Source organism: Paenibacillus sp. FSL H8-0259 (assembly GCF_037963255.1).
GTDB lineage: Bacteria > Bacillota > Bacilli > Paenibacillales > Paenibacillaceae > Paenibacillus_AQ > Paenibacillus_AQ phytohabitans.
In genome coordinates, this window is the sequence record NZ_CP150147.1 from 1,196,083 (window position 1) to 1,218,691 (window position 22,609).

Consider the following 22,609-nt stretch of genomic DNA (forward strand, 5'->3'; position numbering starts at 1 on the left):
ATGGGCAACCCGCTGAAGGAATTTAAGAACAGCATCAACGGACTGAAGCAGTCGCTGGACGGTGTGAAGCAATCGGTGGACGGGCTGAAGGCTCCGGTGGATGAGTTCAAAACGAATGTGCAGGAGACGCTGGATGAAGCGAAGTCGAGATCGGAAGGTGTGAAGTCAGAGCTTGGGCGGATGAAGCAGGCTGTGAAGGAAACGCAGGCGGTGCTCACTGAGGTGAAGGATACCCTGACGGCATCGGCGGATGTGCTGTATACCCGCAAACGATATTTACGCTTATTTGGCCGCAAAAGAAAACTGCAAACCGCCAAGGCAGGGCGTGCTTAAGCCAGTCAGCAGTTAGAATTGGGAATTAGGGTTCCCCCAAAAAGAAGACGCAAGAGACAAACGGCAGAATCACCGTTCATCTCTTGCGTCTTCTGGCATGACCGGAACATCAGCGGCATCAGGGCATCTGAATGCTTAAACTACCAATCGAATCTACAATAAAGACAGGTACATACTGCTCGCCGGCATCCGTCTGCGCATGCTCATAGCCGTTCTCGAACTGGCCGCTGGCGACAGCTAATCCGGTAACCCCGCCGGTTTCGCCTTGAAGGATCAGATAACGCCCGTTCGAGCTGGCGACCGTTCTCCCGGCAGAGTCGATGTAAATATTGCACGAGAGAGTCACCTTCTCATAAGGATGAAGCTCCAGCTGTGAAGCATCTATAGGTGTATACGTAACCTCCCGGTATATTTCCGAGAACTCATACGCGCCGTTCACCTGGCGGAAAATGGCCGTCTGCCCGTCTTGACCGTCGGCGAGGTCTGTATCCGATACGCGGATGGAGCCGTCTTCTGCAATCAGCTCATAGCCGCTGCCGGCAAAGCTGAACAGCTGCGAGATCCCCTCGGGCCTAATGGTGTAGGCGGTGAACGTACGGCGCCCGTCCTCTCGGCTGCCTATAGCTGTAACTACAGGTACTTCTGAATAGACAGACAATGACTCGTCAAAAGTAAGCTCTATCAGCGCAGCCGCATCCGCAACCAAATCGCCGGTGCGGGTGGAGAGGGTTCCGTCATCGCTCATATCGGCGTAGACCAGCCTGCCGCTGGCGCCCACTCCGGCCACAGCCACCTTAGCGCCATAGCGTCCGGTGACGGAGGCCGTAAGTTTATAGCTGCCCTGGACATCTCCCCCGGGCAGTAGCCGCACAGGTTCAGCGGTATTCCAGGCGAGTGTCGCAGCGGCAACCGCCTCGGAGGTGTCCTGCAGCGGATTAAGATTCCCGTAGAGCCGGATGGCTTCGGCATATTGTCCGCCCCGGACCTGGCGCGCCGCCTCGCGGAGCAGCCTGGTGGTGCTGCTGTCGATCAGCTTCAGCACTTTGGAAGATTTCAGGCCAGCTGACTCTGCATACTTGCGGTAGGCAACAGCGTGTCCGGCGAAGGCGGCGGTACGATCGCCGTCCAGGTCCTTGTTCAGGATAAGTGTGGTACTTTCCTGAACCTGATCCTCAATCCAGTCCGCTGTATAACTATGGCTTTGATAAGCCTCTTCCATAGATAAGGCGCTGTCCAGCATAGGCTGGAAGCTTCCGGCTGCCGCCAGAGCCTTCAGCCTGGCGGTGTCATGAGCCTCGAATTTCGCGGCCAGCAATTCTTCCTTGGCCCCGGCCCCGCCGTAATAGGCCTCGGGGATTTGCAGCAGGCTCCATTTGACGCTCTCTGCGCTTCCGGCGCCGGTCGTGTTATTCGCTGCGTTCTTCTGGCTCTCCGTGAGCCCGGCAAGAAACTGCTCCTTGAACTGCCGGAACCCTGCCGTCATCTTCTCCGAAATGCCTGAATCAGCGGACAGCTGGCGATAATAGACTTCATAAGGTCCTCCCGTAACCATATACTTGCTCTTCAGGCTGAGCAGGGAGGCATAACTCTCCATATATCCGGTGAAATCCTTGACCGTCAACTGGTCTTCCAGGATTAATACCAGTCCCCTTAGGCTACTGCGTATAGCCGTTATGGGAGCGAGCTCTTTAAGCCGTGCGTTAATCTGTTCTTCCTTGTATAAGATTGCCGTATTTGCCGCTGCCAGCCGGTACTGGCTCTCGGCAGCGATGAGCTCTCCTGCAGCATACAGCCGCTCAGCCTCACGCACGGTCTGAATCTTGTCCTCTATCCCCAGAGCCTTCTGTCCCAGCAGAACCAGCATGAAGATACACAGAATGATCATAATATTCCGCAGGGTTAATGCTTGTTTGATCGTCATATAGTATAGCCCCTTTATTCGGATATAAGGATTGCGCGTGCTGCCAGCTATCATCCTTATACTTCAGGGTCCCACCGGTACTTGAGCTCGCGGATTTCCGCCACCTTGGCATCCAGGCCGTTCCACGGCTCATAGGGGTTCGCAGCAATCAGCCGCGATAAGCGCAGGAAGCGGTCCTTGGGCAGCTCCTGTACATATCTTCCGATCAGCCCGGAATAGAGCAGTGCATAACGCTTCAGGCGTACCGCTGCCCCGGCAACGACAGTCAGAATAGCCAGCCCTTTGTCCATTTCGAGAATCTGCACTTCGTAGTTCTTAACATAGCGGAGGGTGCGGTCTTTAATCAAATCGGGCCGGACCTTGGCGATCTCACCAATATATTCAGCGAGCAGCGGCTCAAAGTCCTTCAGCAGCAGCTGTTCCAGCTCCAGAACCATGTCCTTGCGCAGCTGGAAGCCGTGGAGCAGGGCAACACGCTGGCGGGAGATCCGGTCTCCGCGCAGCAGAATGGAGATCTCGCGGAGCTTCTCATAAGCGAGGACATCATTCTCGCGGAGGACGGATACTGCCTCCTGGCGGTTAAGCTCCAGATCTTCCTTAATTCTGAGGATGTTCCGGCCCAGCAGCTCGTTAAGGGCATACAGATTTTCGTTCTGCCGTACTTTCCGCTGCGTATAGTAGACCAGTCCGGCTATCACGATGCCGCCTGCACCGCTTAGCGCCATCTGCTGCAGGCTTTGGCCGAAATAGACCGAGGCCAGGGTCAGCAGGAGGATGAGCAGCAGCCGGGTATGCATCTTGCGCCCGGCAATGGATACCGCCTGCTTCTCCACGGGAGTAAGCGAGGCGCGGCCGCAGCGGCTGCAGCGTTCCTCGCCCAGGGCGGTGTAACGCCCGCAGCGGCGGCAGATACGGAGCTTCTCATAAGAATAGCGGGGAGCCTTGAAGGGCCGGAAGGTAACAGGTTTCTTCTTACTCACGGGTAGTGTCGCCTCCGTTCAGTGCAGCAAGGAGCCGCTCGTCAATGTCCTCACGGGTAAGCGGCTTCCGCTGGCGTGAAGCGTATAAGGAGATCTGAATAACGGCATAGAGGAACGTTACTCCGAGTATGACGTATGTAATCATGGAACTCTTCCTTTCTCTCTGGTTACGGTCTTTTAATCAAATATTCAGGAACACGGCGTATACTTAGAATAATCCATCCGCTTCAAGATGGCGATTCTACCAGACGGGAGTGCCGGTCCAGCGGTCACTATGTTGATGTTTACAAGGTTTAATTATATCATAATGGCATACTATTTACAGAATTTAGCTATGCTGCCGGATTTGCCAGATCCGCCGAATTTAACACAAGAGGAGCCCTATTTATGCTTCGTACACACCGTAACCCCAGAACGATCAAGAATAGACTGCAGCGCATTTTTCCTGCATTGCTGCTGATCCTATGCATCGCTGTCTTGCCTTTCGGAGGCGCAGCGGCCAGTGCTGCTTCTGCCGCGCCGTCCCATATTGATGCTGTACTGCTGATTGATGTCAGCAACTCGATGAACAAGAGTGACAAGAACAAGATCGCGAATGAAGCGATGAAGATGTTCATAGATATGCTGTCCACGCAAGGAGACAAGGTAGGGATCGTTGCCTACACCGACAAGGTGCAGCGCGAGAAGGCCCTGCTTGGCATCACCTCTGCCGGGGACAAACAGGATTTGAAGGATTTCATCGACGGGCTGAACCGTGGACCCTACACGGATATAGCGGTCGGAATGGAAGAAGCTGTGAAGGTGCTGGAGAACGGCAGCGATCCCGGCCATGAGCCGATGATCGTGATGCTGGCCGACGGCAACAATGACTTAGATGAAGCCAGCGGCGCTACGCAGGCCCAGTCCGATCAGGAACTGAAGGCCGCTGTAGAAACTGCGAAGCAGAAGGGGTATCCGGTCTATACGATCGGGCTCAATGCGGATGGTAAGCTGAACAAGGATATTCTGTCTAATCTGTCCGATCAGACAGGCGGCAAGGCATTCACAACGGATTCCGCGGATGATCTTCCGCAGATTCTCAGCGAGATTTTTGCCAGCCATCTGAAGCTGAAGGTCGTGCCGGTGCCGTCGATTACGGCAAACGGCGATTATCAGGAAGTGACGGTCAATGTGCCGAACGGCAGTGTGCTGGAAGCGAATATTTCAATTATGTCCTCGCAGCCTGTAACGGCGAAGCTGAGTGATCCGTCAGGGAAGGAAGTAGCGATTCCCTCGGATGCTGTGCTGCTGTCCAAGTCGTCTACCTACACGCTGATCAAGCTGCTCTCGCCGGAGCAGGGAGACTGGAAGCTCCAGGTCAAGGGTGTGGCGAAGGACAAGATCGATATTAATCTGGTATTCAACTATGATCTGGAGCTTAAGATCGATGCGCTGCCTTCCCAGTCCTACCGCAAAGGCGACACCGTCGATATCTCCTCGCATCTGTTCAGCAACGGTGCTGAGGTTACAGAGAGCAGCTTGTACCAGGAGATGAAGGCAGTGCTGCTGGCTACGGATGTCGATACGGGGACTGTAGAGGAGATTGCGCTCGACAATTCAGGTGCTGAGTTCAAGGGTGCTTTTGAAATAAAAGACAATCATGCCTATGAACTTAAGGTGCGGGCCGAAGAGAGCAGCTTCTACCGCGAGAGCGATGTGCTGACAATCAACGCCAAGACGGGAACGGTGGCTACAAGTCCTCCGGCCACGGGGGCAGGCACTGGTGAAGAACCGGTTACGGATCAGAAGTCCCCGAACACTCTTTACTATATTATAGGCGGGATTGTACTCCTGCTGGCCGCCGCCGCCGCATTCTGGCTGCTGCGCCGCAGATCAAACCGCGGTTTTGTCGGACAGCTGGTTGTGGAAGTGCTGGACGGCAATACCGGAGAGAAGACCTATCCGCAGTACAAGAAGCTTGCAGGCTTCCGCGGCAAATTCACATTGCATCAGCTGCTGCAGCTGGCGCCTGAACTGAAGGAGAGCGAGAAGCTGGTCTTCACTCCGGGGAACAATGACCGGCTGATGCTGCGCGGAGGAGAAGGAATCTCCGTGGAGCGGTCAGGGCGTGCCGCCGATACCTCGCGGGGCCTTGAGATGAAGAGCGGTGACCGTGTATCGGTCTCCCTGCAGACGGTAGACAAGACGATATTACTCGAATATTTGATATAACAGCAGACTAAGCGTAAGCTTCCGAAGTGAATTTTGAACGAGCATGTTCAGGAAGAAGTGCTACGCATAACTTTTAGGAGGATAACCTATGAAACCGGTAGTAAGAGAACATATTCAGCAGCTCGATGTATCGCTTGGCGGAGGGATCGTCAGCGACAAAATAAGAGTGGACACCATAGACAACCCGATTCTGATTATCGGACTTGGCGGCACGGGCATCGATGCCCTGCTGCGCTTGAAATACCAGATTAACCGCCGCTTCAAGCTGCCTGAGGATCCATTGTCCAAGAAGAAACGGGATAAGCCCGACAATGTGGAATTCCTGGCGTTCGAGACCAATGAACAGGACCGCGGCAAAAAATATAAAGGCATCGGCCTCGACCCGCAGAATGAATTCGTGCTGCTGGCCAACGCCGAGATCGGCGGACTGCTGCAGAACCGCAGCATTCTTGATTCGTACATTACAGACTGGCTGTCGCCGGAGCTGAGTATCACAGACGGGATGAACGGAGCCGCCGGGGTGCGCCAGGCCGGACGACTGCTGCTGTTCACGAAGATTAATCAGGTCGTGGCTGCAATTGATAAGAAGATCAAGACACTGTCGGTCGGCACCAGCAAGAAGCTGATGGTTTTCCTGCTAACCGGCTTGTCCGGCGGAACAGGCAGCGGTGCCTTTCTGGATATTGCCTACATTGTCCGGGGGATTATTGAACGTGACTATGGCGCTGCCGGAATCGACCGCGTGAATACGCTGGGTTACCTGTTCACCCCGGATGTGAATCTGGCGAACAAGAGCCTCAGCGAGCACACCCGCGAGTATATCCGCAAGAACGGTTATGCTGCGCTCAAAGAGCTGGATTACTGGATGAATGTGGACAGCCGGGGAGAACGGTTCCGCCAGCAGTACGGCAATATTCTGAGCGTTAATTCGCCGCTGCCGCCGTTCAATCTGTGTCATCTCATCTCGGCGACGAATACGGAAGGCAAGCTGCTGGAGAATGCCTATGATTACTGCATGAATGTAACGGCTGAGAATATCACCAACTTCATGGCCAGCGAGGAAAAAGCCTCCGGCGAGGAATTCGCCATCCATGACTATATCAGCAACATCCGCACCAACATTGCACAGATGAACAAGACGTATCCTGCGAATTATGAATACAACATTATCGGCGCTTCCTCGGCGGTGCTGCCGATTGAGGAAATGACCACATATCTGGCCTTCCGCCTCTTCGACAAGATGGACAAGATGTTCCATCACGCCCCGGGGCAGGAGGATGTGGAGAAGATGGCACGCAAGCTCGGCATTGATCTCGATACAATGATCAAGACCTTCGAGTCCCGTGTGCCTGAGCCGCTGCCCGGCTATCAGAACAGTGAGCGCCTCAGCCATGCCAATGTGGTCAAGAACCAGGTGGTCAGCATGGATACGGAGCTGGAACAGAACTTTCTCGCCCGTGCGCGGGAAGAATACATCAAAGCGAAGAAGCAGTTGCCGGGTGAAATCACCGGACGTTTCGGCGAGGAGCTGGAGCGGATCTTCCTGCATCCGGAGCAGGGGCCGTTCTATGTATCCCGGCTGCTCTACACGGAGAAGGGCTTCTGTATCCTGAAGCTGATCCAGTCGTATATTGAAGCGCTGCGGGAGAGCCTGCTCCGTCTGCCGCGTGATATCGAGACGGCGCAGGACAGTGCAGAGGAGAAGCTGGGCGATGCGCGCAGCGCTTTTGTCTCCAAGGAGAAGAAGAAGAACGCCTATATCGAAGCCAAGATCAATGAATACTGGCTGCATGCCGATGTGGAGCGCACCGAGCAGATGATCCAGTTCTACGAGGATCTGTACGAGCTTCTGAATGAAGAGAACAGCCGGATCTACGGCGTATTCACAGAGATTCTGACGGCGCTCAGCTCGATCTTCGAGAAGAATGGCGACATTCTGATCAATGGCGAAGAGCAGGCTGATCATAAGGGCAACAAAACCTACTATTGGAATATCGTCAATGTGCCGGATATTTCGGCAACCATCTCCAAGGTGATGGACCAGAAGGACGGCGACGATCTGATCCGTGATTTCACGCGCGAAATGCTGAAGCATTCCGGACGCTGGGTCAAAGAGCAGGAGATTGATATCGTCCGTTCGATCTCTGAATTCCTCAGCGACAAGTTCGGTGATCTCATTACCCGTTCAATGGAAGATTTCCTGGTGATGAAATACGGGCGCGAGGAGCCGCTGGATAAGTTCGTTGAGCGGATTATCGCCGGACGTCTGGATGAAGATGCGGTGCCGATTTTCCACCTTAGCAACAGCTCAGGCAGTCTGCACTTCCCGTCTTGGGGCTTCGTATCCGTGCCGGTGAAGGCGCCGGGTATTCTGAAGGGAATCCGCAATTATCAGAACAATGCGCTCGGCAAATCGCAGTTCACGATCAAGGAAAGCCAGGTTAAGAACCGGATTTTCTGGCTCAATACACGTAACGGAGTACCGCTGTTTGTATATACACCGCTGCGGGTGTTCGAGGAGAACTATGAACGGACCATCCTGGACAAGGAAGGAATTGGCCGCCATCTGGTGATGACCGACAAGGATAACTGGACCTACCTGCCTTCCCCGATTCCGGAGAAGTCATGGGGCGATACCTACGTGAATGCACGGGTCCGTGATTATAATGCCAGAGTGCGTGCGGATTTCTTGCGTGCCCTGGAGGCTGGTGTAATTATCGAGAAAGGCATCGACGAGAATACGAGCAGCCGCTTCTCGGTCATCTTCACGAAGCCGTTTGATCTGGATAAAATGCTAAGCGGCTATGATCTGCAGCTTGGCTCCTCGCGTCCGAATCTGGGCGAAGTGAGAAAAGCCGCTGAAGAGCTCAAAGCGCTGCGCTCGGGCGGCCTGGAACGTGAAGGAATTAAGGACATCTTCGGCAGCATCAACCGTGAACTGGCCCAGGAGAACCTGATCCGCTCACCGCAGCTGATTGCCCGTGTCCGTGAAGAGCTGGCGAAATACGACGTATTGTCGGCCAAGGCAGCGGAACTCGAAGTGCTGGTCCACCAGCATCTGGATGAAGACAAGTGGATCGACCAGTTCATCGAGGCGCTGTACACCGATACCATCACCAAAAAAGGTGCGCTCTATGTCTATGACCGTGACGAGGACGAAGATGCCTGGGAGCCGTTCGCGAACCTGATGAAGGAACGCAGCTATGTGGAGTATGCCGTCTACCGCCATTTCCGTGCGCTGGATGAGAAAAGCCGCAGTCTCCTGCTGCGCAAGGCGGCACGCCGGGCCGGAGAGATGACGGCGGCGGAAGATGTGACTCCGCTGCTGTATAAGCTGGAAGGGATGTATGTATCGTTCCTGGAGGCGCGCGACAGCCTGGAATATGAGCGGGTAGAGCATGCGAACGGCGATGAAATGTACGGCTTCTACAAGAGCCTGACCGGCAAGCTCGGCAGCATCCGCAGAAAGCTGAAGTAAGCCTATGATCAGAGATCAGGCCTTACAATATTCAGAGCAGTACGCTGCGCAGGAGGAAGCGCAGCATAACAAGGGGGATGGGCGCAGCAGCATCCATTACCCTGCTCTGTTTCTGTTCCTCGGCGACAAGGTGACCCCGGCCATCGGTCCGGTGCTGGAGCGCTGCGAGCGCAAATGGGACAATGCAGGCGGTGTCATGGCGCTGCACGCGGGTTCTCCCAGCGGCAGCGGCAGTACGCAGGAGAAGGATGGAATCAAGGGATGGATCGGCAGCGGTAACAGCAGCGTTCATGAACGCGTGTTGCACATGGCCCTGCCGAACACGGCGGGCCGTGATCCCCGGACGGTCCGGCGGGAGCTGTACCGTGAATTTCATGAGGACAGCCAGTACCTGGCCGGGATGAACCGGACGCTGCGCCAGTTAAGCAACAGCATAGCAGACTACGGACGGCTGTATTCTTCGTTCGATGTCATCCATCTGTCCATCGTTACGCGGGTCGATGATCCGCTTAATGTGCTGCTGCCGGAGGTTGCACTGCTGGCCCGCGCCATCCTCAGCCAGTCATTCAAGTCGGTGCAGACCGATCTGTATGCGCTGATCAACGAGCGGGAGCAAGGGGATAACTTTGGCTATTCCAGCTCGGTAGGGCTGGCTTTTCTGCGTGAGCTGGACGGGATGCAGGCGGCAGACTACGCCTTAAGTGCTCCGCTTCTGGTTACGGAGGAAGGGCTGTCTATCCCCGTGGGCCATGGTCCTTCCGCGTTGTTCGATCTGGTCTATCTGCTCTCCGACAAGAACGAGCGCGGACTGATGTCCGTTCACGGGATGGACGACAATTATGAGATTATTGCCCATATCAGCCTGCTGAAGAACCGTGTCCGGCCTGCGGCTGATCATGCTTCCGGGCATGGCGGCTACAATAATATGACCTTCAAAAGCGGCATCCGGGGCAGCACGGGCAGACAAGGCTATGCTTCGGCCGGTTTCTCGGCGGTACGCAGGCCGAACCGGCAGATTGCACTGGCGGTGCTCTACCATGCCCTGCATTACCTGGCTGAGAAGCTGCGTGCCGGCAACAGCCGGAGCCTTAAGGAACGGCAGGCGCTGCTGGGCCTCGGAGCGGATTCCCTGCGTGCCCGCGCGGCGGAACTGCTGCCGGATGACACCGGCCTTGCGGAGATGACCGGGCTGATGAGCCATGGACGCCCGTCCTACTCGGAGCTCAGAGCGCTGTCGCTGCGCGAAGCCGAGGAGCTGCTCTTCGGCGAAGGCGGGCAGGCCTATTTCCGCAGCAACTTTGCGGAAGTGTCCGCAAGAAGGACTGCGGCCATCGACCCTGCCCGGGAGTGGGCCGGCGTTCTGGCCGCCGAGGAGCAGGCAACTCCGCCGGTGACCTTCTATCAGCTCGCAGAATGGACCGCTGAGCTGGCAGAGGGCGGAGGGAGTGTGCTTCATGCCCTGCGCCAGCATATGGGCGGACTGCGTTCGGCACTGCTCTCTGCGCAGGAGGAGCTGGAACGGCTCTATGCGGAGAGTGTAGAACGCCAGCCGTTCCAGCGGGTGCCGCTGCTGGATAAACGGACTGTGCGTAATTTCATTCATTATTTATTTGATACCGTATATGGTAAGAAATATGAGATTCTCCGGCTCGAAAGCGAGCTTGCCCTCTGCCTCCGCTATGATGCGGCGCTTGAGCAGCTGCATGCGGACAGCAGAGCCAAGGTCCTGGCGATGGAAGCGCTGGAGGAGGAGCTGCATAGCCTGGCCCTTGCCAGCATCGGCCGCAGCAAGGACACCGTGGACCAGAACATCATGGAATATTACCGCAGCGTGACGGAAGAGGTCATGAAGGATATCGAGACCCGGCGCGGCGGAGATATCTTCTTCAGTGAGCGGTTTATGGGCAGCCTCTCAGAGCTGCTGCGGCGCGGCCGCGATGCTGTAGCTGAGCGGCTGATTGAGATTTGCCACCGGGAGCTGCTGACGGCGGGGCCGTTCACGCTTCCGTTCGAGGAAGAGCTGCTGCGGCGTGCCAATGTCGCGGCGGCCTATGAGAACCGGGACATTGTCTCCAAGGAGGAGCTGTTCAAGCAGCTCTACCGCAGTCTCGAAGAGGAGGCGGCAATGAATGTCCGCCTGTTTGAATATACGCAGGAGCACCGGCATGAGGAGAAATACTTTTTCGGCGACAGTGCCTCCGAATTCCTGCGCTATGCCTTCGGTGCCGACGAGACCACCCGCATCTACCGCTTGGGCTTCGTGCATGAGCAGCGCAGGAGCGGAGTGGAGAAGCTGAATCTGATGGGCGGCTTCCACCTGGAGGATCTGCTCTATTACCGCAACGGCAAGGTATATTATGAGACCTATGCGGGCAACGGCTATGAGCTGCACGGTCTTGCTGAGGAGCAATTGCCGGAGATGAGATGAGGACAATGTTCTCTCATTCTGCTGCAGGAAGTGCAATAGAATGAAATTTCAGATCCTTTTTCCGGGAATCTGTTGTACAGAATGCATCAGAATAGAATTAGTAGCCTATTCACCCTGCAGTTGAAACTCCAGCACTACAGCGCCGGCTTCAAGCGCATTATTATTAAGTTTTTTCCGGAAAGGATGAATATTAATGCAGCGTAAAATCAATCTCCTCCTGCTCCTCTTCAGTCTGCTGGGCGGCGGTGTGGCTTTTGTGCTTGGAGAGCTGCTACTGGACCGCAGGCCGTATGACCTGCCGCCGATTGTACTGGTTGGGATCTATTTTGCCCTTGTCGCGCTCTGTGTCTCGATAGGCAGCGTGGTTGCCGAGACGATCTCGCCCAAGCTGAATGGCCAGTCCTGGAAGCTACGTTATCTCGGCACGTCATGGAAAATGCTTCCGCTGGCAGTGGTGCTGCTGTTTGGCATAGGTACGCTGACCGAGTTCGTGTATGAACTGAACTTTGGCGGCATCAAGCCGGTCAAGAATGTCATCATGGTCATTGATGATTCCGGCAGCATGCTGGAAAGCGACCCCAATAACAGCCGCTACGAAGCAGCCAGAGCACTGGTGCAGCAGCTGGATGAAGACAACAAGGTGGCCGTGGTCACGTTCAGCCATGAGGCTTCCGTGGTCCAGCCGCTGATCCCGCTCTCGAAGGCGGAGAACCGCCAGAAGGTGTCGGATGTAATCAGCAGCCTGGTGACTACCGAGGGCGGAACGAATATCAGCGGGGCTCTTACAGAAGCGATGAATGTCATCAATGAAGACGGGGCGGACCGCGGAGCGATGGTCATTCTGTTATCTGACGGCTTCAGCCAGTTTGATACGTCAACGGAGCTGACCGCATTTGTAGACCGCGGCATTGCGGTCAATACCATCGGGCTTGCCCTGGATGATCCGTCCGGCTCCAATCTTCTGCAGGATATCGCCAGCGTGACTGGCGGCCAGTATTATGATGTTACAGATGCGAACCGTCTGGGCGAGGTATTCCAGCAGATCTATGACCGTCTGGGCGACCGGACCCTGCTCACCGAGCGCAGTGATAGGGCAGCAGACAGTCCTTATTATGCTGTAGTGCGGATTCTTGCGTTGATCCTGATTGGTACCGCACTGGGCCTCGGGCTTGGCCTTATATTCGATAACCGCCATCTGGCCCGCAGCTTCAGCTTCGGAGGCGCATTATCCGGGCTCGCTGCCGGACTGATTCTCGAATTCGGTCTCAACGGGGATACGGTTACAGATCCAATGATCCGCCTGCTGGCACTGCTGGTGCTCGTTGCTATTCTTACATTGTTTACTTATGTAGTACCTGTAGGGGAAGGACGCCTGTCCCGCAAGGGGAGAGCCGCCGGAGCTGCGGCCGCACCTGCGGACGGCTTCCCTCCGCCGCGCCGGAACCGCGGCAGTAAGGGATTCTGAGTCTGATGGTTACCTAATGAAAGGAGCATGTTGCCATGAAGTACGCCGAGGTTGATTCTGGTGCACCGGTTATAGCCGAAGTGGTATCCAGAGTGGAAGACCGGTTCTGCACGCTGCGGTGGCGCTGGCCGGATGGCGTGCAGGCGGTATGTATTCATAAAGCCTCTGCGGAGGCACCGGAGGATGAGGAACATCCGCCTTCCGGCATGAAGCTCTACACACGTGAAGAGTACAAAGCGAATAACGGTTACCGTGACCGGCTGGATGAGATCGGGCTGGTGGCGTATACCATCTATGCCCGGCTGGCCGGGAACGGGGAGACGCTGCTGGTGCGTCAGCGGGACGGTGCCAACAAGACACTGGTAAGCGCGGGCAAAGCGAGAATCTATTATTCCGTCCAGCACAAAAAGGGCCTGTTCAGCAAGCTGAAAACTGTGCAAATGACGATCACCGCTGAGGTGCCTGTACCGAAGGAAGTACTCTGCTACGTGAAGAAGCGGGATGGCCATCCGGCCTCCAGGGAGGACGGGGCGCTTTTCCCGTTCGTGCAGGATTTCGCCCCCGGACGAAATCAGCTTCCGCCGATTGAGGTCGGCAAAGACGACTTCATCCGGATCTTTTTCACGGACGGCCGCAAGTACGGTTTATATTACGAGCTGGTGCCGGAGTGACCGGCCGGCAGGGTGTAAGGAATATTAGTTGGAGCGAGAAGCTCAGCCGGGTACGTCCAGATATGGAATAACTGTATTTCATACAGCTAAATTGGCAGATTTCTGCCGTACGGGATGTTTAATTGTATTTTGTACATCTATATCTCGGGGAACCCCTCTAATCATGCTCTCTGCTCTGGTATAGTTGCACGAACTGCAGCTATTCGGACGCAAGCGGGCGGAAACGGTAATATAGCTGTACAAAGTGCAGTTATATGCGCTCCAAGAACCGCGTACAAACGGAATGCCGGGGAAGTGCAGTGTGTAAGGCCGGAGAAATTAAGCGAGCGGACCGTCTGCGCTCAGATATAGAAGCAAATTTGTCCGTTTTGCGAGCAGCTCGTTCGTTGAGCCGCTGCTGCTGCTGCAAAACTTTAGGCTTATGCTTTCGAAGCCCGTTTTGCGAGCAGCTCGTTCGTTGAGCAACTGCTGCGGCAAAACTTTAGGCTTATGCTTTCGAAGCCAGTTTTGTGAGCCGCTCGTTCGCCTGAGCTGCTGCATCAAAACTTGGAGATTATGCTTTCGTAGCCAGTTTTGTCAGCCGCCCATTTACCTGAGCTGCCGGACAAAACGTTGAGGAGGAAGAGAAATGTCTTTTTTTAGCCGCTTCATGAAGAAGAATCAGCCCCCGGCAAGGCCGCTGTATTATGACATCGTCTGCCCGTACTGCTTCTCCCGCTTTGAGCCGGAGGAAGTGGTGTTCCGGGCCATGCACAGCCGTGAGGATGACGAGAATTATGCGCTGGGCGAAGATGATCTGCTGAATAAGTACCGTGAGCGCTTCGGCCTCGATACGGTAGACGATATGGAAGCGATTCTGAACCCGGCGGATATTCCGGAGGAGTACCATCATTATACGGACCATGTGCTGACCGGAATCACCGACCGCTATGGCGTGCTGACCCGCAGACGGCTCTGTCCGTCCTGCCATAATGAGCTGCCTGTAACGGCGGGCAAGGTGCCGAGCAATATTATCTCGATTATCGGCGCTTCCCAGGTAGGGAAGTCGGTGTATATGACCTCGCTGATTCATACGCTGCAGCATACGACAGCGGGACATTTTGACGCGGCTTGTATGCCGCTGAATGCCGAGATCAGCCGCAAATTCCGCACCCTGTACGAAGAGCCGCTGTTCGAGCGGGGAGATCTGCTCGCTTCTACCCAGAAGGAGAAGATGCAGGAGCCGTTCATTTTCCAGTTCGTGTTCAAGGATGAATCCAAGCCCCCGCTGACGCTGGTGTTCTTCGATGTTGCCGGTGAAGGGATGGTCGATCAGGACTATCTGGGCCTGCACGGCCAGCATATCAAGAACTCCGCAGGCATTCTGTTCATGGTCGATCCGCTGCAGATCCGCTCCATCCGCGAGAAAATCCGCATCAACTTCGGCGACCGTCCGGGCGAGTGGGTGTCGCAGTACGATGAGCCGCGTGATGTTGTGCTGACCATGTTCGGCGACTTCATCGCTTATCAGGAGAAGAGCAAAACCAATATTCCAACGGCCATTGTACTGGCCAAAAGCGACATGCTGCACTCACTCAAGGATGAGGATGGCGATTACATCAAGTCCAACAGCAACGTGTTCAACAACTATGTGCACCGCAACACGCTGAATCTGGACGAGTTCCACAACATCGACGGTGAAATCCGCCGCTTTATCGAGAAGGTCGACCGTCCGTTCAAGGATACGATGGATGTGTACTTTGCCAACACCGGTTACTTCGCGGTATCTGCGCTGGGCAGCAATCCGGTCAATCAGAAGGTGGAGGGTGTCGTCAGTCCGATCCGTGTGGACGAGCCGTTTATCTGGCTGCTGCACAAGCTGAATTATATTGAGGGGAGCGACGGGCCGTGAACAGATTTTCAGGGTCCATGATCACCCAGCAGATGTATACCCGCGAGCGCCGCGGCGTTTACCGGGCGACAGAGGGATTCGATACGGTAGCGAAATCGGAGAGTCTCGACAATAATTTTGTCAAAAAAATCCTGCATCCCTTCTGCCTCTACGATGCTCCGGCCGAGCTCGCGGCACGCGGTGAGAAGGATGAGGAGCTGTATCCTGACGCGCTGCATCTGTTCCATACGGAGAGCAATGAGACAGTGATTGGCCTGAGCCGCTATCTGGCGGCGGATTTCACGGGGCAGCGGAGCGCTTTTTTTGCCCATAATTTCGTGGTGCCGCCTATCCGCTCGGAGGAGATTGTTGAGGGGTACGGGGAATGGCTGCATGCCGGCTTCGCCCGGAGTTATGAGGGAGAGCCGGGCGGAACACTGCCTGAGCTGGAGTCCATTCCAGTCGGGGTCCGTGAAGAGTCTGCAGACCCGCTGACCGTACTTCGCAGCCTCGGATTCACCGAAGAGCTGTTCAAAGCCCTGCTTCAGGCGGTCATGCTGTCCGTAGCCGGCAAGAAGAAGATCTATGTAGCGCTGGATGTACCGATCAGTGAGTTGTCGCAGCGTGCGGTGGAGCTGACGGAGGTCCTCTATGCTTCAATGCCGCATGACTTCCGCCGCAGGCTGGGAGTGATCACTTATGCCAAAGAGCCGCAGAGCCGCAAATATATTCACCTGACCTTTGTGGAGAAGGGCTCGCTGCGCCCGGGGGACCGGAGTATTGAGAAGGATTATATTTTTGATCTGGCAGGCGCGCGGATTCTGAATGCCGATTTCGGGGAGTCCCGGCAGACGTATGCAGACCTGGCCTGGAAGACGCTGGGGCAAAAGGGCGGGAGTCTCAGAGATTTCGCCAGATTCGCCGACTCCCTGCTGCTTGGGGAGAGCGTGGACCGCAAGCTGTCGCTGGCACTCTACAATGAGCTGGCTGTCTTTTATGAGATTGAGCAGGGCAATGAAGATTTATATACTGGGAACAAGAACGCTGTGCTCGGCGGTCTGCTGTCCTATCTGAAGCCGGAGGGGGCGCTGGAATCCCGGGTGCGGCTGAATGATATGTTCCTGGAGCGGTTCGACCGTGAGTATGATCTGATCCGCAAAAAAGGGATACCGGCGCCGGAGATTCTGGAGTGGTTCAAGGAGTATTTTGCGCTGCCGGGCCATAATTACCGGGTCAAAATTGTGGATTACTTCATCAACGGAATGCTGAACTGCCAGTCGGCGGGACGTGAGGATGCGCTTGCTGCCGCTTACGGTATTATTGAGGGCAACGATGAGCTTAGTGCGGCCTTCTTCAAAAGAGTGCTGGCCCAGCCTATCTTCCGCAAAGCGCTGCTGGAGCCTTATATGGAATCCCGGCTGGCTGACGCGCCGAAATCGGCGGATATTCTGCGGTTCGTGGCGCATTGGGGCCGTTTCCTTCCGGAGGCGCTTCAGCAGGCTTTCGTGCGCGATACCGTCAAGGAATATCTGCTGGAGAAGCTGCAGCGGGACAATGATCCGGTGGCGGCGGTGGCATCGGTTCATGAGTCGGTGCAGAAGGCCGAGAAAGAACGCCGCAGAGGCGGCGGTGTACATGCTGAAGCGCTGTCACTGCTGCAGGAGCTGGGAACCGTTGCCGACCGCTTCCTGCTGAACCGGATCTCGCTGGACGAGCTGACGATGGAGCAGCTGCTGGAGATTTCCTTCCTGCGCTACCGGGATACGGCGGATTGGCAGCCGCCGCTGGATGCAATCGCTAAGCGTAAAGCGAATGCGCTGCGCGCTGCGTACCGCTGGTTCGGGGAGGAGAAGCCGGACGAGGAGATTTTCGCCGGTCTGTCTCCCCGGGAGCTGGATGATGTACAGCTGCTCGGAGGACGCTGGCTGAAGGAGTCGCGGAGCATCGAGCCGTTCGAACGGCTGCCGCTGGCCTTCTACCACAGCAGTGAACGTGAGGGCGGTCCGCTTGATTACGATGCGCTGCTGGAGCTGGTGGCGCGCAAAGCGGGCAATGATAAGGAAACGGTCTACCGTTTCCTGGCCTGGTCGCAGCATAACCGGCTGTTCACCATCTCGAGCAAAAAGCTGTGGCCGAATTACCGGCGGGCGGTGCTGAAGTATTTCCTGAAGAACGACCGCGAGGCGTTCAAGAACCGCGATTTCCGCAAAAGCTATAGCTCGGCCGCAACGCCCGCCATGCAGAATGTCTACAATGAAGCCCGCTCCCAGCTGGCTTCGCCGCTGGCGCGGTGGGTCAGCCGCAGCCGATTTCAGATCCTGATCTCCGGCAGCGTGCTTGGGATCGTACTGATCATAGCCGTCATCGCCATCAGCTGGCTGCGGCCGGATGCGGATACTGCTGCGCCGCAGCCGACTGTGAGCCCGATTCGGGGCGATATCCACAGTGCGGATGGGCAAGAGCAAGCCCCGGTCTCTGTACGGCTGGTTGGTGGTGTGGCAGATGCCGGGACAAGCACAGGAACCGGAAATGGTGGAACAGAAGGTACCGGGAATGCTGGCGGGGCTGAAGGCGGCGGAACAGAAGGCAGTGGGAATGCTGGCGGGGCTGAAAGCAGCGGGGAGGCAGGCGTCAAGCTGGTGTTCAGCTTTGCCTCTGTGGCGGAATGCTCCGCCTTTAACCCGGCGGAGATCATCGTGATGTCCGGTAATAACGTTGCGGACACTTACAAGGTTGTAGCAACTGCGAGCAGTTGCCTGGCCGCCGGAGTTGACGGCGGCGCGAATGGGGATGCAGCCGCTGGAAATAGCGGCGGCTCTGATAAAGCCGAAGCCTCCCCGGCGGCGGGTGCATCGGGCGCCGGAAATGACGGCGGCTCTGATGAGGGAGCTGCCGGGACTGACGGCGGGGCGACCGGAAATGAAGCCGTGGGGACTGACGGCGGCGGAGATGCAGCCGCTGGAAATAGCGGCGGCTCTGATGAAGCCGAAGCCTCCCTGGCGACGGGTGCATCGGGCGCAGGAACACCTGCGCGCGTATATGAAGTGACGGTGGAGCTGGAGCCGGGCGCAAAGCTGGCCGCGGGTGATGTGATCACTGCGGGCATCTATACGCTGAAGCTACAGGCTAGTCCGGGGAGCATTCTGGGAAGTACCCCGAGCACTACTCCGGAGACTACACCCGGCACCGGCCCCACTCCTTCCGCCAGCCCGGACACGGATGCGGAATGATTGGGTGAGAGCCTGAATTGGGCGAAGCCGGATGTAAGAGAAGTCCGGCATTTCATCAACGGTGCTTCCGCGTAAGCTGGCAGAGAGGTCATTGTACTTTGTCCACTCAAATCAGGAATAATCAGCCCTATTATGCGTTCTATTGTATTGGGTACATTAGATTCCGGATTTTAGAGCTTATAGGGGGTATATTCCAAAATCAATTGGATTAAATACAGCAGAATGCATTATGGCCGCCGTATATTCCCATTCTGTTGTACATAATACAATCAACCAGCTGCCGGCTCTTGCCGGAAGCGGAAGCATCACTATTTAAGTCCTGAACAGCATGATATGCCGGGAGAATGCGGCGAGTGTTGTTCAGGATTTTTTGTGCGGAAGGGGCCGGTTGTGCCTATAATTGAAACAGCTTGTCTATAGACATACAGGGGAATAGTAGATATGATTGTTTGTGAATATTCAAATTTAATAAGCTTTGGAAAAAGGTGCGGATTTCCGTAGAAACAGGCGCAGTCATGCAACAGATACCCATGCCGGTTCTACGATTGTAATCTGCTTAAAAGGGAAGTCCGGTGCAAGTCCGGTGCGGTCCCGCCACTGTAAATGCGGAGCGACTCCTGAGAAGTCACTGTCTGATAATAGGATGGGAAGGCGGGGGAAGCAATGAAGCTTAAGCCAGGAGACCTGCCTTTTTCGTTGTTGTTTCTATTCTTCGGGGGTAAGAATGCGGAACAGGTGCAAATATAAGCAGTGGCTGTGTGAGGGAAACTTCATATCAGCTGCATGTATTGTATCCTTCCCCGGCCGCCCTGTACAGGGCGGTCTTTATGTTGCACCCGCATCAGCGGAGGACGCAGGATTCATCTATACCATTCTATTCACAGAAAGAGGTCAAGCAATGAAGAACAATTTATCATCCAAGTTTATCCGGCTGGGTCTGATCGTTGTCATGATGTTCGCGGTTCTGGGAGCGGCTGTAGCTCCGGCGGGACAGGCTTTTGCAGAGACGGCTGCGAGCACTGGGAATAACGCGGCATCTCTACCTTCAGGCACAGCAGTTAGCGTAGCTGAGGCAGTCTATGCCACTTCGGAGTTTGTGCTGAAGGCCGGAGTCCAGTCCGACTGGCAGGCCATCGGCCTAGCGCAGGCGGGCTATAAGGTTCCGGATAGTTATTTAAAGGCGCTTGAGAGTAAAGTAGCCGCAGCCAAGGGTGTCTACGCCAGAGCTACGGACTATGCGCGGATTACGCTTACGGTTAGGGCGCTTGGCGGGAATCCGGCGGATGTTGCCGGCTACAATCTGATTGAGAAGCTCTACAATAACGATAAAATTACCGGCCAGACGCTGAACAACGCAGCCTATGTACTGCTGGCGCTTGATTCCGGAACTTATACTATGCCTGACAATGCGAAATGGACCCCAGCTAAATTGCTGGCTGAGATCCTGTCCAAGCAGAACACTGACGGAGGCTTCACTCTGACTACGGGGGCTAGTGATCCGGACATGACGGCGATGGTGCTTACTGTGCTGGCAGGACATAAGGATGATCCGGCAGTCAATACCGCAGGACAGCGGGCGGCAGCCTGGCTGGCGACTGCACAGGACAAGAACGGCGGCTATGGTGACAGCAGCGAGAGTGTCGCTCAAGCCATTATTGGTCTGTCCTCCTTTGGCATTGACCCGGCAGGGGCGGAGTATACCGTAGGCAATGTAAACCTTGTCAGTAAGCTTCTTAGCTATAGTGCAGCAGATGGCGGGTTCGCTCATACAGCGGGGGGAAGCTACAATCAGCTCTCGACAGAGCAGGCACTGGAAGCATTGGTAGCTTACAAGCTTTTCAGCACAGGCAGCAAGCTCTATGATCTTAGCAATTCACCTGTGAAGAGTCCTCAGGTTAGTGTGTCCGTTGCCATTGAGAGCCCTAACGGAACCCTGGCAGAAGGCACTGTATATGCGGGAAATGTACTTCAAGCACTGGAGAAGGCAGCGGCGGCGAAGAAGGTGGCCCTGGTCAATGAAGCTGGCAATTACGTGACGGGAATCGGCGGCGTAACTGCGGGTGCTTTTGGCGGCTATGACGGGTGGATGTATGTTGTAGCCCGCGGTGGAGCGTGGATCTATCCAAGTGTAGGCATGGGTGATTTCCTTCTTGCGGAGAATGACCGCGTGCTTGTCTATTATGGCGGGGATAACACACAGGTGGTAGAGTCCGTGGCGGTCTCCCCTGCACAGCCGCAGCCTGGACAAGATATTACTGTAAAAGTAACTCAAAAGCAGTGGGTATGGAATGAAGCGACCTTCACTTCCGACCCGGTATCCTCGCCAGCCGCAGGGGTTCAGGTATCCATCGGCGGTAAAACTGCTGTTACGGATGCTGCGGGTTCAGCTGTTGTTGCCGGCGGCCTGCCAGCGAATAAATATACGATTACCGTTACCGGATATCTCAAAGACAGCACACCTGCGGTAGTCCGCTATTCGCAGCCGCTGACCGTGGCTTCTGCTGCGGCTGACCGTGCTGCTTTTACCGATGTGAAGTCAATCTCGCCTTGGGCGCTGGAGTCAGTGTACACGGTCTATGACCGCAAGCTGATGGGCGGTGTCAGTGAGAGCAGCCTCGTGTTCGCACCGAAGCAGAATATTACCCGCGCTGAATTTGCGGCACTGCTGCTGAGATTGACCGGCAACGAGCCGTCTGCGGCATCGTCAGCCCAGAGTTTCAGTGATGTTAAGGCGGATGCGTGGTATTATGGAGCAGTGAACAAAGCGAAGGAACTGGGAATTGTCAGCGGAGTAGCAGGCACAGCCTTCAAACCGGACGGCCCCGTTACCCGCCAGGATATGGCTGTAATGATCGTGAGAGCCTTGAAGCTGGACGAGGCTTCGGCAGCAGCCGGAACCGGGAAATTCACCGATGAAGACCAGATCAGCGCCTACGCATTAACGGCGGTACGTACTGTAACCGGACTTGGAATTATGAGCGGTACCGGCGGCGAATTCGCTCCTGCCACAGCTGTAACCAGAGAAATGGCCGCTGCTGTAGCGGTTAGATTGCCTTAGGAAGGATATGGGTCAAGGAAGAAGAGCCTTGATGAAGAAAAGATCCTAGATAAGCTAAACCTTAAATATGAATATATAACTTAGTCTTCACTGCAGTGAAATTTGAATAGTAGGGCTGCTGGGGCAAGAATCTCACGATTTCAACCCTCGTTTGTGGTGGGAATCCGAATGCTTGTTGAAAATCCTGCACAAAATACAACATTTCAATCAAGATCGCGGCTATAATCGGAAATTGTTGTACAAAAGGCAGCATTTCTCTTCTAACAAGCGTTGTAGCGGGAAGATTGTTGTATTTCATACAACAATCTTCCGAATGCCTAAGGATTAAGGGAGTTAAGTTGTATTTTCTGCAAGATTTTGCATGGAGCAGCCTAATAAAGCGATAGTGCGGGGTGCTGGTGGGATATATAAGTGGAAAAATGTCACTTAATTCCCGGTAAATCTCCCGATATGGCGGCGTAGTTGGAAAAACAACACTTAATCTCGCATGAATTAGCGAATGACCCGGCTAGGGGCAGAATTAAGTGTCATTAATCCAACTAGGATCGGCAGTGAAGTCCGTATAGGATAAACAAGTGTCATAAATCCAATTACTGTTCCGGCGGAGGAATGTTTTGTGGAGTTTCGCTCGGGAAGGCATGCTTTCCCGGATTGAGCCGATGATTTAAAATGCTACTGATGCTACTGATGCTACTGATGCTACTGATGCTGCTGATGCTACTGATGCTGCTGATGCTGCTGATGCTACTGATGCTACTGATGTTACTGATGCTACTGATGCTGCTGATGTTACTGATGCTGCTGCTGCTGCTGATGCTACTGATGCTACTGATGTTACTGATGCTACTGATGCTACTGATGCTACTGATGCTACTGATGTTACTGATGCTACTGCTAGTGGGCTAGAGCTAATGAAGCTGATGGAGCTATTGCTAGTGGGGCTAGGGCTGATGAAGCAACCGTT

General features: G+C 55.2%; 14 protein-coding genes and 1 riboswitch. Of the genes, 10 read left to right on the forward strand and 4 right to left on the reverse strand.

Features of this window, described 5'->3' with window-relative positions; genetic code table 11:
• The gene (locus NSU01_RS05120) at positions 1–333 is read left to right on the forward strand and encodes a hypothetical protein (protein ID WP_039305831.1); all 333 of its coding nucleotides are present in this window, start codon (positions 1–3) and stop codon (positions 331–333) included.
• A 118-nt stretch (positions 334–451) separates the two neighbouring features.
• Here NSU01_RS05120 and NSU01_RS05125 read toward each other — a convergent pair whose 3' ends face one another.
• From NSU01_RS05125 to NSU01_RS05135, 3 genes are read right to left on the reverse strand one after another with little or no spacing between them, the layout of a single operon-like run.
• Positions 452–2,254 (reverse strand): hypothetical protein, encoded by a 1,803-nt coding sequence (locus NSU01_RS05125; RefSeq protein ID WP_076247334.1) that lies wholly within the window; start codon positions 2,252–2,254, stop codon positions 452–454.
• Between the two features lie 56 nt (positions 2,255–2,310).
• Complete coding sequence (locus NSU01_RS05130; RefSeq protein ID WP_076247337.1) at positions 2,311–3,234, reverse strand: hypothetical protein; 924 nt, start codon at positions 3,232–3,234, stop codon at positions 2,311–2,313.
• Complete coding sequence (locus NSU01_RS05135) at positions 3,227–3,379, reverse strand: hypothetical protein (RefSeq protein ID WP_171720579.1); 153 nt, start codon at positions 3,377–3,379, stop codon at positions 3,227–3,229. The genes NSU01_RS05130 and NSU01_RS05135 overlap by 8 nt, the downstream gene beginning before the upstream one ends.
• 242 nt (positions 3,380–3,621) lie before the next feature.
• On the opposite strand from NSU01_RS05135, the gene NSU01_RS05140 reads away from it, so the two are divergent.
• The 8 genes from NSU01_RS05140 (at position 3,622) to NSU01_RS05175 (ending at position 21,645) form a co-directional block, all read left to right on the forward strand.
• Positions 3,622–5,445 (forward strand): vWA domain-containing protein, encoded by a 1,824-nt coding sequence (locus NSU01_RS05140; RefSeq protein WP_083705690.1) that lies wholly within the window; start codon positions 3,622–3,624, stop codon positions 5,443–5,445.
• Between the two features lie 88 nt (positions 5,446–5,533).
• Positions 5,534–8,923 (forward strand): tubulin-like doman-containing protein, encoded by a 3,390-nt coding sequence (locus NSU01_RS05145; RefSeq protein WP_076247339.1) that lies wholly within the window; start codon positions 5,534–5,536, stop codon positions 8,921–8,923.
• A gap of 4 nt (positions 8,924–8,927) precedes the next feature.
• Entirely contained in the window at positions 8,928–11,351 is a 2,424-nt protein-coding gene (locus tag NSU01_RS05150; protein ID WP_083705691.1) for a transcription initiation factor TFIID, read from the forward strand.
• A gap of 193 nt (positions 11,352–11,544) precedes the next feature.
• Positions 11,545–12,816, forward strand: coding sequence for a VWA domain-containing protein (locus NSU01_RS05155; RefSeq protein ID WP_076247341.1), 1,272 nt, complete (start codon positions 11,545–11,547; stop codon positions 12,814–12,816).
• A 35-nt stretch (positions 12,817–12,851) separates the two neighbouring features.
• A complete protein-coding gene (locus NSU01_RS05160; RefSeq protein ID WP_076247343.1) occupies positions 12,852–13,487 on the forward strand; it encodes a beta-mannanase in 636 nt (211 codons plus the stop codon).
• A 628-nt stretch (positions 13,488–14,115) separates the two neighbouring features.
• The gene (locus NSU01_RS05165; protein WP_076247346.1) at positions 14,116–15,378 is read left to right on the forward strand and encodes a hypothetical protein; all 1,263 of its coding nucleotides are present in this window, start codon (positions 14,116–14,118) and stop codon (positions 15,376–15,378) included.
• Positions 15,375–18,587 carry a hypothetical protein gene (locus tag NSU01_RS05170; RefSeq protein ID WP_076247349.1) on the forward strand — a complete coding sequence of 1,071 codons (3,213 nt, stop codon included), beginning with the start codon at positions 15,375–15,377 and terminating at the stop codon, positions 18,585–18,587. The genes NSU01_RS05165 and NSU01_RS05170 overlap by 4 nt, the downstream gene beginning before the upstream one ends.
• A gap of 517 nt (positions 18,588–19,104) precedes the next feature.
• A riboswitch (cobalamin riboswitch) is annotated at positions 19,105–19,294 on the forward strand.
• 191 nt (positions 19,295–19,485) lie between these two features.
• Entirely contained in the window at positions 19,486–21,645 is a 2,160-nt protein-coding gene (locus NSU01_RS05175) for an S-layer homology domain-containing protein (RefSeq protein WP_179093604.1), read from the forward strand.
• Positions 21,646–21,706: 61 nt separating this feature from the next.
• Here NSU01_RS05175 and NSU01_RS05180 read toward each other — a convergent pair whose 3' ends face one another.
• Entirely contained in the window at positions 21,707–21,943 is a 237-nt protein-coding gene (locus tag NSU01_RS05180) for a hypothetical protein (RefSeq protein WP_042133865.1), read from the reverse strand.
• A gap of 398 nt (positions 21,944–22,341) precedes the next feature.
• Between NSU01_RS05180 and NSU01_RS05185 the strand changes: the two genes are divergently transcribed.
• Positions 22,342–22,551: a hypothetical protein gene (locus tag NSU01_RS05185; protein WP_339302661.1), complete on the forward strand. Its 210-nt coding sequence runs from the start codon at positions 22,342–22,344 to the stop codon at positions 22,549–22,551.
• Positions 22,552–22,609: the final 58 nt, after the last annotated feature.